Raw genomic sequence first — 15,281 nt, forward strand, 5'->3', positions numbered from 1 at the left:
AGAGTGTCATCTAGACGTCTCTATGATGGGACCAGTGTGCTCCCGCTGAATGACACTTTGTTGAACACGATGGCCCACGATCACGATACCGCGATGACCCTGCAAGACCTGGCTTTGGAGGTGGCGCCGGCGGCTCGTCGCTGGGAGCGCATTGCCCAGGCCCTGCGCGAGGACATTGCCGCCGGCCGCTTCCAGCCTGGTGAGCGCCTGCCCAATGAGACGGTGCTGGCCGAGCGCTTCGGCGTGCACCGCCACACCCTACGCCAGGCCATGCGTTCGCTGGCCGAAAGCGGCTATGTGCGGGTGGTGCATGGCCGTGGCACCTTCGTGCGCGAACTGGTGCTCGACTACGCCTTGCAGCGGCGCACGCGGCTCACGCAGAACCTGGCCGACTGCGGCGAACAGGCGCAGCGCGAGCTGCGTGGTGCGGTGGTCGAGACGGCCGGCCCCTGGGCCCCTGCGCTCAAGCTGCGCGCCGGCGACCCCATCGAGCTGCTCTTCACCCGCGCCTCGGTGCGCGGGCGGGTGGTGGGCATCAGCCGATCGGCCTTCCCGAGCAACCGCTTTGCCGGCATGGGCGGGGTCTTTGCACGCTGCCTGTCGGTCACCGAGGCGCTGCGGCAGTTTGGCGTGGACGACTACACCCGCGCGCGCAGCGTGGTGTCCACCCGCATGCCCACGCCCGACGAGGCCGATGCCCTGGCGCGGCCGGCCAGTGCGCCGGTGCTGGTGGTGGACTACGTGAACGTCGATCGCGAAGGCCGCCCGGTGGAGGCGGGGCAGACTCTGTTTGCGGCCGATGCAGTGCAGCTGGTGGTGACGCCGGAAGAGGGGCAGCCGTGAGCCAGGCGCGCTATGCGGTCTACTTTCTGCCGCCCGAGGGACATGCGTTGATGCAATCTGGGCGGGAGTGGCTCCGGCCGGATCGGCCTCACACCGCCGAGCCGCGTCGCTATGGTTTCCATGCCACGCTGAAGGCACCGATGCGCCTGGCGGCTGGATGCCATCCCGATGATTTCATCGCGGCCGTGGCGGTGGTGGCGCAGCGCCACAGCAAGTTTGAGATGCCACCGCTGCAGGTGGCTCCACTGGGGGCGTTCCTGGCCCTGCAACCCGGGGCGACGCTGGATGAAGGCCATGCCCTGAGCTGCCTGGCGGCCGATGTGGTGCTGGCCCTGGACCCCTGGCGCGCTCCGCCCACGCCGGCCGAGACGGCACGGCGCCGGCCCGAGGCCTTGAGTGAACGACAGCGCGTGCTGCTCGACCGCCATGGCTATCCCTATGTGCTGGACGAGTGGCGTTTCCACATGACGCTGAGTGATGCCGTGCCGCCGGACGTGCTGGATGCACTGTCGCGTCAGGCGCGCTCGCATTTCGAGAGGGCCCTGTCCCAGCCCCTGTGGTGCGAGGATCTGGCCGTGTGTGTGCAGGCCTCACCGGATGAGAACTTCGCGCTGTGGCAGCGCCTGCCCCTGGCGTGACGGCGCGGCTGGCCGCCAGGTTCGCCACCTTGTCACCCGGGTGACGCCGCACAGGGCGGGCCTGGCGTCCAATGAAGGCATGACGCCAGCCTACACGCTCTACGGTGCCGAGATCAGCTACTACACCGGCAAGGTGCGCGCCTACCTGCGGTGGAAAGGCCTGCCCTTCACCGAAGTGCCCGCGACGGCCGAGGTCTACCGCGAGATCATCGTGCCGCGTGTGGGCTTTCCGGTGATCCCGGTCGTGCTCACGCCCGACGGCCAGACCCTGCAGGACTCGACCGACATCCTCGAATCGCTCGAAGCACGCCACGGCCAGCCCTTCGTCCTGCCCGACACCCCGCGTCAGCGCTTGGCGGCCTTGTTGCTCGAACTCTACGGCGACGAGTGGCTGCTGCTGCCGGCGATGCACTACCGCTGGCATCACAACCGGGCCTGGGCCCAGCGCGAATTCGGCGCCCTGAGCCTGCCGCATGGCACGGCCGCGGAGCAGGAGGCCGCCGGCGAACGGCTGGCACGGCCCTTCGCCCAGGCCGCGGTGCTGCTGGGGGCCGAGCCTTCGATGCATGCCGCCATCGAACGCTCCTACGAAGCCTTGCTTGCCGAACTCGATGCCCACTTGGCCGTGCATCCCTACCTGCTTGGTACCCGTCCGTCGTTCGGCGACTTCGGCTTGTTCGGGCCGCTGTATGCCCACCAGTACCGCGATCCGGCCAGCGGGGCGCTGATGCGTCGGCTCGCACCGAACGTGGTGCGCTGGGTCGAGCGCATGAACCTGCCTGATGCTCCCCTCGCCGGAGACTTCCTGCCGGCCGACGCCGTGCCCGACTCTCTGGTGCCGGTGCTGCAGCGCATGGCGCGCGAGCAACTGCCGGTGCTGGTGGACACGGCCCGTGTGTTGAACGACTGGCTGCGGGAACACGAGGGAGAGCCCATTCCCCGCGCGCTCGGCAAGCACCGCTATGCGCTGAACGGTCAAATTGGCGAACGCATCGTGCGCCCCTACAGCCTGTGGATGTTGCAGCGCGTGCAGCGCGCCCGGCAGGCCTTGCAGGGCGAGGATCGCCAGCGCGCCGACACCTGGCTGGACTCGATCGGCGCGCGATCACTCATCGACTTCCCGTCGCTGCCACCGCTGGTGCGCGAGGGTTTGAGCGTGGCTCTGGCAAGGGCTTGAATCCGCCGCTGTCTCAGGAGGCGTAGCACTGGTGGCGTCGCAGGCGTGAGGTCGCGTCTCCCGTGTCGGGTGTCGGCAGCAGGGCCGCGCAGGCGCGCTGGTCGTCCAGCAGCGTCTTCTGCGCAAGGCCCAGCGCGGTGTCCGGCGGTAGCGGCCGGCCTGCAGTTCACCGAAGGGCCACCGGGCAGCAAGGCCGTGCCCTCGCTGGCCGTTCGGCATCGCAGAGTCTCAGGCCGCCTTCGACACGGCGGCGCCGCTGCGCCACTGGGTCATCAGCGCCTCCCACCGGGGCAGCACGGTCTTGAGGTGGCGTTCCTTCACATGGCCGTAGCCGCGGATCTGTTCGGGAAGGCGCGCGATCTCGACGGCCAGGGCCAGGTTGCCGGCGTTCAGCCCAGCCAGCAGTTCCTCGATGGTGTCTTTGTAGCGACCGATCAGGGCGCGCTCCATCTTGCGCTCCTCGGTGTGACCGAAGGGGTCGAAAGGCGTGCCGCGCAGGCCCTTGAGGCGCGCTAGCAGGCCGAAGGCCTTGAGCATCCAGGGGCCAAAGGACTGTTTGACCAGCTCGCCGCGCTCGTTGCGCTTGGCCAGCAGGGGCGGTGCGAGGTGGTAGCGCAGGCGGTACTCGCCCTCGAACTGCTGGGCGATTTTGTCGAGGAAGGTCCGGTCGGTGTGCAGGCGGGCAACCTCGTACTCGTCCTTGTAGGCCATCAGCTTGAAGAGGTAGCGGGCCACCGTCTCGGTCAGCCGGGTGCTGCCCAGCCGGGCCTCGGCCGTGCGCACCCTCTCGACGAAAGCCTGGTACTGCTTCGCATAGGCCGCGTTCTGGTAGCCGTTGAGGAAATCCACCCGCCGCTCGACGATCTCGTCGAGGTTGGTGGCGTTTCTGCGGATGAACTGCACCACCTGGCCCTGCGGCTGGGCCAGGGCCATCACCGCAGCCAAGTCGTGCGCGGCGCGACGGCCCCATTCGAAGGCGGCCTTGTTGTTCTCGATTTGCACGCCGTTGAGCTCGATGGCGCGCATCAGCGCGGCATGCGTCAGCGGGATCCAGCCCTTTTGCCATGCATAGCCCAGCATCATCGGGTTGGTGTAGATCGAGTCGCCCAGCAGCCGCACGGCGAGCTGTTCGGCATCGAGGCGGCCCACGTTGGCCTCGCCCACGGCCTGGGCGATGGCGGTGTCGCAGGTGCCGGCGGGGAACTGCCAGTTCGGGTCGTGCACGAAGGCCGCGGTGGGTGTGCCGTGCACGTTCAGCGCCACGCGGGTGCGGCCCTCGCGCATGGCCGCCAGCGTGGTCTTGGTGGCTGTCACGATGGGGTCGCAGCCGATGACGAGGTCGGCTTCGGCCGTGCCCACCTTGGTGGTCAGGATGGCGTCGGGCCGGTTGGCGATCTGGATGTGGCTCCAGGTGCTGCCGCCCTTTTGGGCCAGGCCCGCGGCGTCTTGCGTGACCACGCCCTTGCCCTCCAGGTGGGCGGCCATGCCCAGCAACTGGCCGATCGTGATGACGCCGGTGCCGCCCACGCCGGCCACGATGATCCCGTAGGCCGTCTCGGCCAGCGGCAGCGCCGGCTCGGGCAGGGCGGGCAGACGCGATGGATCGGGCTGGGTCGAGGCCTTGCGGGCCGATCGGAGCTGGCCGCCCTCGACGGTCACGAAGCTCGGGCAGAAACCCTTCACACAGGAGAAGTCCTTGTTGCAGGTGCTCTGGTTGATGCGGCGCTTGCGGCCGAATTCGGTGTCCACCGGCTCCACGCTCAGACAGTTGCTCTGCTCGGAGCAGTCGCCGCAGCCCTCGCACACCAGCTCGTTGATCACCACGCGCTGGGCTGGGTCGGCCATCGTGCCGCGCTTGCGGCGGCGGCGCTTTTCGGTGGCGCAGGTCTGGTCGTAGATGATGGCCGTGCAGCCGGGGATCTCACGGAACTCGCGCTGGAGGCGGTCGAGCTCGTCACGGTGGTGCACCGTCACGCCGGGCAGCAGCGGTGCGCCGCGGTACTTCTCGGGTTCGTCGGTGACGATCACGAGCTTGGCCACGCCTTCGGCCATGAGGCTTTGCATGATCTGCATCACCGAGTGACCCTCGGGGCGCTCACCCACGCGCTGGCCGCCGGTCATCGCCACGGCATCGTTGTAGAGAATCTTGTAAGTGATGTTCACGCCCGCGGCGATGCTCTGGCGGATCGCCAGCAGCCCGCTGTGGAAGTAGGTGCCGTCGCCCAGGTTGGCGAAGATGTGCCGCTCCTTCGTGAACGGGGCCTGCCCCACCCAAGGCACACCCTCGCCGCCCATCTGCGTGAAGGTGGAGGTGCTGCGGTCCATCCACACCGTCATGTAGTGGCAGCCGATGCCGGCCACCGCGCGCGAGCCCTCGGGCACGCGCGTGCTGGTGTTGTGCGGGCAGCCGCTGCAGAACCACGGCAGTCGGTCGGTGGCGGCCACCAGGGTCTGCTCACTGCGCTCCTTGGCCTCGATGAGCGCGACGCGGGCGCGCACCTGTGCCTGATGGTCGGCGCTCAGGCGCTGCATCAGGCCGGTCTTCTCCAGGCGCTGCGCGATGGCCTTGGCGATCAACGCGGGGTTCAGGTCGGCTTGGGCGCGAAGCAGCCAGTTCGACGCCGGGTTGGGCATCGACCATTCTCCGCCGGAGTGGTCCCCCTCGGGCTCGTTGAACTTGCCCAGCACGTTGGGACGCACGTCCTCACGCCAGTTGTAGAGCTCTTCCTTGAGCTGGTACTCGATGACCTGGCGCTTTTCCTCGATGACGAGGATCTCGTCCAGGCCGGTGGCGAATTCGCGCGTGATGGTGGCTTCCAGCGGCCACACCACAGTGACCTTGTGCAGCCGGATGCCGACGGCGCGGCACAGGTCGTCGGTCAGGCCCAGGTCGTGCAGCGCCTGGCGGGTGTCGTTGTAAGCCTTGCCCGAGGCGATCAGGCCCAGCCGGGCATGGGGGGAGTCGATGACCGTGTGGTTGAGCCGGTTGGCACGCACATAGGCCAACGCGGCATACCACTTGTAGTTCATCAGCCGCGCCTCCTGTTCCAGCGGCGCATCGGGCCAGCGGATGTGCACCCCGCCCTCGGGCATGAGGAAGTCCTCGGGCAGCGCAATGCGCACGCGATCGGGGTCGATGTCCACGCTGGCAGCCGACTCCACGATTTCCTGGATGGTCTTCATGCCCGCCCACACGCCCGCGAAGCGGCTCATTGCAAAGGCATGCAACCCCAGGTCGAGAATCTCCTGCACGCTGGTGGGGAAGAACACCGGGAAGCCCACGGCCTTGAACACGTGGTCGCTCTGGTGGGCGGCGGTCGAGCTCTTGGCGATGTGGTCGTCGCCAGCGATCGCGATCACTCCGCCGTGGCGGGCCGTGCCGGCCATGTTGGCGTGCTTGAAGACGTCTAGGCAGCGGTCCACGCCCGGGCCCTTGCCGTACCAAATGCCGAACACGCCGTCGTACTTCTTGTGCTCGGGGTAGAGGTCGAGCTGCTGGGTGCCCCATACCGCGGTGGCCGCCAGCTCCTCGTTCACACCGGGCTGAAAGACGATGTGGTGTGCGGCCAGGTGCTTCTTGGCGGCCCACAGGGCCTGGTCATAGCCGCCCAGCGGCGAGCCGCGATAGCCGCTGATGAAGCCGGCGGTGTTCAGCCCGGCCCGGGCGTCGCGCTCGCGCTGCAGCATCGGCAGGCGCACCAGGGCCTGGATGCCGCTCATGAAGGCGCGGCCGTGCTCGAGCGTGTACTTGTCGTCCAGGGTGACGGATTCGAGCGCCTTGCGGATGGCGTCGGGCAGGGGGGCGTTCATCGCGGGACTCCTTGTGGTGGTCCTGGGTGGCCGGCCCGCGAGCGCGCTTGTGGCCCGCCCGCAGGCCCAGAGAATGCCTCACAGTGTAGAAAGCTTGGGCCGACAAGTCTTTCCTTTCTTTGCCCGCTCAACCGTCTTTCAAGGAATAATTGACTCTTCGATACCCATTCTGAGAAACAAGTGCCCTACAAACCCGCAGAATCAGGGAAAACCCGAGGCTCTCCGGCTGCCGAGCCGCCGGGCCGTGCCGAGCCGCACGAGGGCCTGGACCGCTACGACGTGGCCATCCTGGCCGAGCTGCAGCAAGACGCGCGCCTGAGCAATGCCGAGCTGGCCTCGCGCATCGGCCTGTCGCCCACGCCCTGCTGGCGGCGCGTGAAGTGGCTGGAGGAGCAGGGCTATATCAAGGGCTACCGCGCCGAGATCGACCGGCACAAGATCGGCCTGGGGGTGCTGGCCTTCGTGCGCGTGGACGCCGAGCGCAACAACGCGGCCGCCACACAGGCCCTGGAGGACGCGATTCGCGCCCTGCCCGAGGTGATCTCGTGCCACTACATCTCCGGCACGGGCACGTTCGAGCTGCAGGTCATGGCCACCGACCTGGAGGCCTACTCGCGCTGGGCGATGGACACCTTGTTTCGCCTGCCCAACGTGAAGGATCTGCACACCAGCTTCTCGCTGGGCGAGGTGAAGTCCAGCCGGGCACTGCCGCTGAACCACCTGGTGCGCGGCCGGCGCTGAAGCTCCCGGCCGCCGGCGCGCTGCACGGCCCGGCGGGGCACGGTCTACCGCACGGTGTAGCCGCGGCCTTCCATGCAGGCCGACCAGGCGCGCACGTAGTTGTCACGCAGCGTGGGGCTGTCGTTCATCGGCTGGCCGGTGCCCAGCAGGCTGGGGTCGAAGTGGCTCAGCGACACCGCCCACTCATGGCACTGGAACTGGTCGTCCGCCTGCTGTTGGGCGCTCTGGTGGCGCGCGGGGTACGCGATGGGGTAGTCGAAGCGGGCGTCGGCGGCCTGGGGCGGCTCCACCACCTGGTATCCCCCGGTGGACACCGGGGCGTAGTACACGTCATCGAGCACGTAATACACCGTCGGGCCCCAATAGACCACGCGGTGATAGTAGGGTAGCGTGGTCACGTACAGGCCCACCGGCGGGCGCACCACCACATAGGCGCTGCCGCTGCGGCTGTACCAGGCGCCCTGGTAAAACCAGTAGGGGGTGCCGAGGTAGACGGTGTGGTGGCTCGCCGGGGGCAGGTGGTGGACGACATGGCCCGGGCGCGGCGGGCGGGACCGCGGCAGCGGCTGCCAGCCGGCACCACCCGAGTGGTAGGAGCGGTCGCCGTGCCAGCGTCGCCCGTCGTCCCTGTCTCGATCCCAGTCCCGGTGCCGGTCCGGCCGGGACTGCCAGCCTTCGTCGCGCCCGCCGTCGCGCAGCCGGGCCGGCCGTTCACCGCGGCGGTCCGGTTCGGGCCCGTCGCCTGACAGGCGCGACTCGCCCACGCGGGGCGGGCGTTGCCCCTCGCCATAACGCTCGCCCACGCGCGGGCCACCCTGCCAGCCGCCGCCGGCCTGGCGCCAATGGCCTGAGGGTTCGTTGCGTCCTCGGCCGTCCGGGGAGCGCCAGCCCTCTTGAGCCCAGGCCACAGGGGCTACTGCCCACAGGGCGGCCAGCAGCCAGGGCAGGGGGCGGCGCAGGGGGGCGGGCAGGGTGGGCATGATGGCCTCCGAGTGAAGGGGTTCAGCGCACCGCGTAGCCCCGGCCGCTCATGCAGGCGGCCATCGCGCGGCGGACGTCATGGTGCGCCGGGTTCGGCGATGCGATCGAGGCGGCGGCCTGCGCGTTGAGTCGCCGGGCTTCCTCGGCGCGCGCCTGGTCGGACACGGCGCCGATGAGGGCCCCCAGCACCAGGCCCACCGCCGCCGCTTCCCCGGCATGGCGTGGGGAGGAAGCCGTCATCCCGCCGACGATGGCGCCGGCGGCCGCCCCCAGCGCTGTGTCGCGCCCGGGCTGCGGGTCGTGGTAGACGGCCGGGGGTGGTACGCCCACAGGGTGGCGCAATGGAGTCATGCCGGGGTCGCGCCCGGTTTGCTGGGTCGCCCAGCGGTAACACTCGTAGCGGTCGCGATGCTGGCTGCGCTCGTCCTGGCCTCGCATCGGATAGAAGTACAGCGGCTGGGTCACGGCCGCCGGCATGGGGGTGTGCACTGGCACGGCCTGCGGCGTGGCGCAGCCGGCCAGGATCGCCGCGAGGACGGCGGCCAGCACTGGGCCGGCAACGCGCCGCGGTGACGGCAGGAAGGATGCGGCAGGGGCAGGCTTCATGGGCGCCATCGTGCAAGTGTCGTGCGTCTGCCGTGCATCGTGTGAGTGAACGTTTGTAAAGCCCCGCCGCAGGCAGCGGCCAGGGCCCGCATGTCCCCACAACGCCCGGGCGGCCGGTTGCGCCGACAGGGCCGGCCCGGGGGGATGGCCCTAAGGCACCGCCCGGCGCGGCCACAGCACCCACATCTTGAGCGGCTGCTTCATCCGACCGGCCAGTTCCTCGGCACCCTCCCCCCAGCCCCAGAAGAAGTCACCGCGCACCGCGCCGACGATGGCCCCCCCGGTGTCCTGGGCCACGGTCAGGCGCCGCAGGGGCCGCGGCTCGCCGCCGGGCTGCAGCGGCGGTTCGCTGCTGGCGATCCACACCGGCGTGCCGTAGGGGATGGAGCCGCGGTCCACCGCGATCGAGCGGCCCGGCGTGAGCGGAACCCCCTGCGCGCCCACCGGGCCGACGCTGGGGTCGAGCACGGGCTCTTCGCGGAAGAAGACGTAACGCGGATTGGCGTGAAGCATCTCGGTCACGCGCTGGGGATGGGCGCGCGCCCATTGTTTGATGGCGGGCCAGGAGGCCTGCTCCAGCGGGAACGCGCCCTGGTCCACCAGCCAGCGCCCCACCGAACGGTAGGGCTGGTCGTTGTGGCCCGCAAAGGCCACACGCACCAGGCGCCGCCGACCGTCGGCCTCCGTGAGCAGCAGCCGCCCTGAGCCCTGGATTTGCAGGATCAGTGCATCCAGCGGGTCGGCCACGTAGGCGATTTCCAGGCCCTTGAGCGCGGACTTCGCCGCTGGCAGGGTTTCGAGCTGCGCGCGCGTCCAGTACGGGCGGCGCTGGGCCAGGTCGGCCGGTGCACGGTACAGCGGCACCCGGAAGCGGGTGTCAGGCAGGCGGCGAGCCTCGATCAGGGGCTCGTAGTAGGCCGTCAGCAGTCCATCGGCGGAAGAGCCGTCTAGCGGCTCGACGCGGTAGGGCGACAGATACCGCTGCAGCCAGGCACGCACCGCCGCCTCGTTGGGTTCGTTCAAAGCCTGGGCCTGGGCGCAGACCGCTTCCCAGCCAGCGGCCGCTCGGGTGCAGCTGCGCAGCAGGGCCGGCCAGGCCAGCACGAGTTGGTCGTCGGCCCAGCCGGGCAGGGCGTCCCAGTCCACGGGAACCCAACGAGACTTGGGCTGCTCGATGACGAGGGTCGCCGGTGCCGGCGGTTCGGACGGAATCGGCGGGGGAGATACGGTGCTGCAGGCGGCCAGCATCCCTACAATCGACGCGACCGTCGCCGAGCGCCAGGGCCTCGATGGCCGAGCAGGCCTGACCTGACAGGACAAGGACATGTGGTTGATTTTGCTGGAGGCGCTGGGCGCCCTGGTCTTGTTGATCTTCATCGTGTGGTGGACGATGTTTTCGGGCCGCCGCAAAGGTGAGCGCACCGACGAGGGCGAGCCGCCGCCCCGCTGACCCCGCTCAGACCGTTGCGGGGGGTGCGGGTTCACGGCTGGGCCAAAGAAAACTCGCAGGGCGCTGGCGCAACCGCAGGCGCACGGCAGCGTAAATCCGCCCCCGGTCCTTCAGGCGGATGTTGCGTGAGCGCAGCGCCAGCCGGAAGGCGCACACGAAGCTCACGGTGACGTTGAGCACGCCCGTCAGCATCACGCCCAAGACGGCGAGCCAGAAGCCCGGCGTGGACAGCAATTCCCAGCCGAGAGCACCCAGCGCCACCCCGAGCTGGCCGCTGGCCAGGGTCACGTGGCGCACGTCGAAGCCGATGCCGAAGAAGCCGGCCACCGCCGGCACCAGGCCCAGCATCATGCCCAGCGAGATGTTGCCCGCCAGGCCTGAGACATTGGCCTGCAGCCAGTCCGACCACCGGGCCGCGCGGTTCGCCCCCAGCCGGGCCACGATGCCCGGGTTCCAGCGCAGCGCACTGCCCAGGCGGTGCAGCACGAACCAGTTCTCGGCCCAGCCGGCGATCAGGCTGGAAGCGAACAGCAGCACGCCCGTACAGGCGGCATAGATCGGCGTCCACCCCAGGGCGCTGAGCGAATCGACCGCGTACTGCGCCTTGTCGGTCCCGATCAGCGGCGAGCCGAAGGCCAGGGCCCACAGCCACTGCACCGCCAGCGCACAGGGCAGCACCACGCTCACGTTGCCGAGGATGCCAGCGACCTGGGTGCGGATGAGGTGGCTCACCTCGTCGACGAAGTCCTCCACGGCCTCGTCGCTGGCCACGTCGCCCAGCTTGCGCGCCATCGCCGGCGCCGTCATCGCCGGCTGCTTGGTGGCCAGCGTGAAGTGGGCGAGCTGGATCACCACGAAGCTGGCGGCATAGTTCAAGCCGGCAGCAAAGCCCGCGAAAAAGCCAGAGAAGCCCAGCAGGCCGATGAGGAACTTGAGGAAGACGGTGATCGTCGTGACGGCGCCGCCACCCGCGGCGCGCCAGAACATCTGCAGGTATTCGCGCCGGTCGCGGGTGATGTAGTGCTCGCCGGTTTCGGCGCTGCGCTCGGCCATCTTGCGCGCCAGCAGCGAGTAGTTGCGCGCCAGCAGCGCGCGCACGCTGCGCCGGCGCTGGGCCGTCTCAGCCAGTTGCACCACCAAGTCGCGCACGGCGCGTGCCGGCGCATCGCTGAGCAGGCAGTCCAGCAACTGGCCCGCGCGTTCCAGCCGGGCCTGGAGCTGTTGGACTGCAAACACGATGTCCACCGAGATGCCGGTGTCCTCCAGCGTGTCGTACACCGTGGCGGCATCACGCCGGCAGGCATCGAGCAGGGTGTGGAAGTAGCGCAACGCAGGCCCCAGTACCTCCTCGCGGCGCTCGTCCGATTCCAGCTCGTGGCGCACGGCCTGGAACGCCCGCAACAACTGGTGAAAGGGCGCGAGCGCGCGCGCCTCGCCGCTCAAGCGACTGCGGATGTCGGCCGAGAAGGCCAGGGCCCGGGCCTGGGTCAGGCAGAAGACCGTGGCATCGAGCAGCGCCGTGCGCCAGCTCTCGGCGGCCTTGGGGTGGCGGCTGGCGGCCACGGCCTCGCGCAGCAGGACGGCCAGGCGTTCGAGGGTCTCGTCGTCCAGGGCCTGCAGCCAAACGGCATCGTCGGCGTCAGACAGCATCAGCTGGAACAGCTCGGACAGATCGTCCGTGTCTGGGGTGCCCGGCAGCAGCTTGCGCTGGATGCGCTCCAACACCTCGCTGAAAAAGGCCATCTGCGAGGCAAAGCCGAAGTCGGCCAGCAACAGCGTGGCGTCCATGTCCACCAGGGTGCGGGCCAGCAGCTCGACCAGTTTCGCCCGGTACTCGGGTTCGCGGTCCAGCAGGTTGAGCAGGTGGCGCAGCTTGAGCACCGGGCGGGGCGTGGCGCGGGGGGGCTGCGCGCCGTCGTCAGCGAGCTTCGGTGCCAGTCGCGCATGACGCAACCATTCCGCCAGGCGCACCAGCCAGAGATTGCGTTCAGCCCGCTCGGCCTTGGGGTCCAGGGCGGCGAGCAAGGAGTTCAGATCCCACGCCGCCGCAGCCGGCCGAGGGTTGACCATGCGGCCCACCGTCTCAGTGCAGGTTGTTGCGCTGGGCGGCCAGCGAGAAGGCGGGGATCGGCGCTTCGAAGCGTTCACCGTCCTCGGCCACGCAGAAGTAGCTGCCGCCCATGGTGCCGCGGGGCGTGGCCAGGCGGGTCCAGCTCGTGTACTCGAAACCTTCGCCCGGCTTGAGCAGCGGCTGGTGGCCCACCACGCCCAGGCCCTTGACCTCCTCGACGCGCCCATTGGCGTCGGTGATGATCCAGTGCCGCGAGATCAATTGCGCCGCCACCCGGCCCGTGTTGCGGATGGTGACCGTGTACGCGAAGGCATAGACCCCCTGCTCGGGGTCGGACTGTTCCGGCAGGTAGCGCGGCTGGACCTCCACGCTGAATTCGTAGGCGCTCATGCGCACGATGGTAGCAACCCCGAGCCCACCCCGGCATGCACCGGACTTCTACAATCCGGCAGCCCTGGAGTGCCCCATGACCTACCGTATCGCCCCGTCCATCCTGTCTGCCGACTTCGCCCGCCTGGGCGAGGAAGTGCGCCACGTCATCGCCGCCGGTGCGGACTGGATCCACTTCGACGTGATGGACAACCACTACGTCCCCAACCTGACCTTCGGGCCCATGGTCTGCCAGGCCCTCAAGCCCCACGCGAAGACGCCCGACGGCCGGCCCGTGCCCATCGACGTGCACCTGATGGTGCAACCGGTCGATGCCCTGGCCCAGGCCTTCGCCAAGGCCGGCGCCGACCTGATCAGCTTCCACCCCGAAGCCAGCACCCACATCGACCGCACCTTGCAGCTCATTCAGGCCGAAGGCTGCCAAGCCGGCCTGGTCTTCAACCCGGCCACCCCGCTGGACGTGCTGGAATGGGTGCTCGACAAGATCGATCTGGTACTCATCATGAGTGTCAACCCCGGCTTCGGCGGGCAGAGCTTCATCCCCTCGGCGCTGCGCAAGATCGAGCGGGCGCGCCAGCTCATCGACGCCAGCGGCCGCGACATCCGCCTGGAAGTGGACGGCGGCATCAAGGTGGACAACATCCGCCAAGTGGCCGACGCCGGCGCCGACACCTTCGTGGCCGGCAGCGCCATCTTCGGCCAGCCTGACTACAAGGCGGTCATCGACGCGATGCGCACGCGGCTGTCCGCCTGATGGGCTGTCGATGGGGTGGCGGATGACTGCAACAGCACGTCGCCATAACTCTCGACCATGCGCTGCAGAGCCTCGTCGTTGCCGTGGCCGCGCACGTTGTGGCGGTACAGCCCCGAGCGCTGGCCGCCCAGCCAGCCCACCAGTCGGCGGCCCCGTCCGGTCGTGGTCACGTCCCAGCCCTGCAGGCGCGTCATCCAGTTCAGCCAGATGTCATCCCCGTGGGGTGAGAGATGCTTGTAGCGGTCCCCCTCCGCCGCGCAGCGTGTCAACGCTCCGGGGGGATAGAGCACGCCGCCCACTCCGGTGAAGAACAAGTCGTTGCCTCGGGCCGGCACATCTACGCCCCATCGCCATTGCCGGTAAGGGCGGAGGCGCCCGGCCTCGTCACGCACGATCCGGTGCGCGCGATGGCACACCACGCTGCCCGGAGCGTGTGCGGATGCAGCGAGCAGCTCCTCTAGCCAGGTTGGCCAGTAGTGGATGTCGTCATCGGCCGTCACGATGGTGGCCTCGGGCCAGCAGGTGAGGGTGGGGACGATCTTCATGTAGCTCTTGATGTCATCCGGCCAGGTCCGGATGCTCAGGCCGTGCGCCTCGAGAGCACGCACCCGGGTCGGTACGAGCCCGGCGTATTTCTCATCCACCCAAAGCACCACGCGGTCGGGCCTGACCGTCTGGTGCAGCAGGCTCATGAGGGTGAGGTGCAGCAGTGGGAAGCGCCCGGGGAACGAGGTCAGGCTGAGTACCAGCTCTCCCCTCAGGCCGTGCGTGCGGGGTGGGAGGCGGTGCCCCGCCCGCCAGCGCCAGTGCAGCAAGGCCGGGGCTGCCAGCCGTCGCAGGCCATGTGCCACCGACGCCAGCTTGTGGCGCCAGGGCTTGTTCAGGGATCGCCGCCAACGGATGACGTGACGCCGCCAACCTTCTGATACGTCTGCCATGTTGTTCTGACTCTGGGCAAAATTGGCGCAAGCTTAGCGCGGATCAGCCGACGCTTCTCCGGCGATGCTGCGCATGGGCTGCTACTTCTTCATGGATCCGATGCCCCAGTCGCTGCCACTGCACGCCGCCATCGTTGACCTCGACGGCACGATGGTCGACACCCTGGGCGACTTTGTCGTCGCCCTCAACCGTTGCCTGGGTGACCTGGGCCTGCCGTCCATCGAGCGCAGCTTTGTCGAACGCACGGTCGGCAAGGGGTCGGAGCACCTGCTGCGCAGCACCCTGGCTCATCTTGGGGCCGATGCCGGCCTGTACGAGGCGGCCTGGGCCCGCTACCAGGTGCACTATCGGGCCGTCAATGGGGACCATGCGAAGGTCTTCCCGGGAGTGACGCGGGGGCTGGCCTGGCTGCGCTCGCGCGGCCTGCGGCTGGCTTGCCTCACGAACAAGCCCACGGCCTTCGCCGAGCCCTTGCTGGCACGCAAGGGACTGGCCGCGCATTTCGAGCAGGTCTTCGGCGGCGACGCCTTCGAGCGGCGCAAGCCCGATCCGCTGCCCCTGCTGCGCACCTGCGAGGCACTGGGCAGCGAACCGTCGCGCACGTTGATGATCGGGGACTCGAGCAACGATGCCCAGGCGGCCCACGCCGCGGGCTGCCCGGTGGTGTTGGTCACCTACGGCTACAACCACGGCGAAGACGTCCGCGCCGTGCCGGCGCTGGCCCACCTCGATCGGCTCGACCAGATCGAGGGCTGGCTGGCTTATTGATCCGGCCTCAATGAACTTGACTCAAGCCGCATAGCGTACCGTGGCGTGCTCGAAGTACTTGCGGATGCGCTCGGGCTGGCGTTGCACGCTGCGAAGGTGCTTGGCTGTGGCTT

The 15,281-nt window shown here is 69.2% G+C and carries 14 protein-coding genes; 7 read left to right on the forward strand and 7 right to left on the reverse strand.

The window, feature by feature from the left end; all coding sequences use genetic code 11:
• Positions 1-93 precede the first annotated feature (93 nt).
• From phnF to ACK4ZD_RS11570, 3 genes are all read left to right on the forward strand, one after another.
• Positions 94-843 (forward strand): phosphonate metabolism transcriptional regulator PhnF, encoded by a 750-nt coding sequence (gene phnF / locus ACK4ZD_RS11560; protein ID WP_409662029.1) that lies wholly within the window; start codon positions 94-96, stop codon positions 841-843.
• Positions 840-1,481 carry a DUF1045 domain-containing protein gene (locus tag ACK4ZD_RS11565; RefSeq protein ID WP_409662032.1) on the forward strand — a complete coding sequence of 214 codons (642 nt, stop codon included), beginning with the start codon at positions 840-842 and terminating at the stop codon, positions 1,479-1,481. The genes phnF and ACK4ZD_RS11565 overlap by 4 nt, the downstream gene beginning before the upstream one ends.
• 79 nt (positions 1,482-1,560) lie before the next feature.
• Entirely contained in the window at positions 1,561-2,658 is a 1,098-nt protein-coding gene (locus ACK4ZD_RS11570) for a glutathione S-transferase family protein (RefSeq protein WP_409662035.1), read from the forward strand.
• A 228-nt stretch (positions 2,659-2,886) separates the two neighbouring features.
• On the opposite strand, the gene ACK4ZD_RS11575 is transcribed toward ACK4ZD_RS11570, so the two are convergent.
• Positions 2,887-6,468 carry an indolepyruvate ferredoxin oxidoreductase family protein gene (locus ACK4ZD_RS11575; protein WP_409662037.1) on the reverse strand — a complete coding sequence of 1,194 codons (3,582 nt, stop codon included), beginning with the start codon at positions 6,466-6,468 and terminating at the stop codon, positions 2,887-2,889.
• Between the two features lie 180 nt (positions 6,469-6,648).
• Between ACK4ZD_RS11575 and ACK4ZD_RS11580 the strand changes: the two genes are divergently transcribed.
• Positions 6,649-7,209, forward strand: a complete 561-nt coding sequence (locus ACK4ZD_RS11580; protein WP_409662040.1) for an Lrp/AsnC family transcriptional regulator — start codon at positions 6,649-6,651, stop codon at positions 7,207-7,209.
• Between the two features lie 44 nt (positions 7,210-7,253).
• Here ACK4ZD_RS11580 and ACK4ZD_RS11585 read toward each other — a convergent pair whose 3' ends face one another.
• From ACK4ZD_RS11585 to ACK4ZD_RS11595, 3 genes are all read right to left on the reverse strand, one after another.
• Positions 7,254-8,189 (reverse strand): DUF6515 family protein, encoded by a 936-nt coding sequence (locus ACK4ZD_RS11585; protein ID WP_409662043.1) that lies wholly within the window; start codon positions 8,187-8,189, stop codon positions 7,254-7,256.
• Between the two features lie 22 nt (positions 8,190-8,211).
• Positions 8,212-8,796 (reverse strand): hypothetical protein, encoded by a 585-nt coding sequence (locus tag ACK4ZD_RS11590; protein ID WP_409662046.1) that lies wholly within the window; start codon positions 8,794-8,796, stop codon positions 8,212-8,214.
• Positions 8,797-8,946: 150 nt separating this feature from the next.
• On the reverse strand, positions 8,947-10,044 hold the full coding sequence (locus ACK4ZD_RS11595) for a murein transglycosylase A (protein WP_409662049.1): 1,098 nt from the start codon (positions 10,042-10,044) through the stop codon (positions 8,947-8,949).
• 76 nt (positions 10,045-10,120) lie between these two features.
• On the opposite strand from ACK4ZD_RS11595, the gene ACK4ZD_RS11600 reads away from it, so the two are divergent.
• Complete coding sequence (locus ACK4ZD_RS11600; RefSeq protein WP_409662051.1) at positions 10,121-10,246, forward strand: hypothetical protein; 126 nt, start codon at positions 10,121-10,123, stop codon at positions 10,244-10,246.
• A gap of 6 nt (positions 10,247-10,252) precedes the next feature.
• Here ACK4ZD_RS11600 and ACK4ZD_RS11605 read toward each other — a convergent pair whose 3' ends face one another.
• Entirely contained in the window at positions 10,253-12,316 is a 2,064-nt protein-coding gene (locus ACK4ZD_RS11605; RefSeq protein WP_409662054.1) for a site-specific recombinase, read from the reverse strand.
• 13 nt (positions 12,317-12,329) lie between these two features.
• Entirely contained in the window at positions 12,330-12,707 is a 378-nt protein-coding gene (apaG, locus tag ACK4ZD_RS11610) for a Co2+/Mg2+ efflux protein ApaG (RefSeq protein ID WP_409662057.1), read from the reverse strand.
• A 76-nt stretch (positions 12,708-12,783) separates the two neighbouring features.
• Here apaG and rpe point away from each other — a divergent pair, with 76 nt between their 5' ends.
• On the forward strand, positions 12,784-13,461 hold the full coding sequence (gene rpe / locus ACK4ZD_RS11615; protein WP_409662060.1) for a ribulose-phosphate 3-epimerase: 678 nt from the start codon (positions 12,784-12,786) through the stop codon (positions 13,459-13,461).
• On the opposite strand, the gene ACK4ZD_RS11620 is transcribed toward rpe, so the two are convergent.
• The gene (locus ACK4ZD_RS11620; RefSeq protein ID WP_409662063.1) at positions 13,416-14,399 is read right to left on the reverse strand and encodes a hypothetical protein; all 984 of its coding nucleotides are present in this window, start codon (positions 14,397-14,399) and stop codon (positions 13,416-13,418) included. The two genes, rpe and ACK4ZD_RS11620, sit on opposite strands and share 46 nt — an antisense overlap.
• Before the next feature lie 64 nt (positions 14,400-14,463).
• On the opposite strand from ACK4ZD_RS11620, the gene gph reads away from it, so the two are divergent.
• Entirely contained in the window at positions 14,464-15,168 is a 705-nt protein-coding gene (gene gph, locus ACK4ZD_RS11625; protein WP_409662066.1) for a phosphoglycolate phosphatase, read from the forward strand.
• Positions 15,169-15,281 lie beyond the last annotated feature (113 nt).

It is taken from the genome of Caldimonas sp. (assembly GCF_046291045.1).
Taxonomy (GTDB): domain Bacteria; phylum Pseudomonadota; class Gammaproteobacteria; order Burkholderiales; family Burkholderiaceae_C; genus Caldimonas.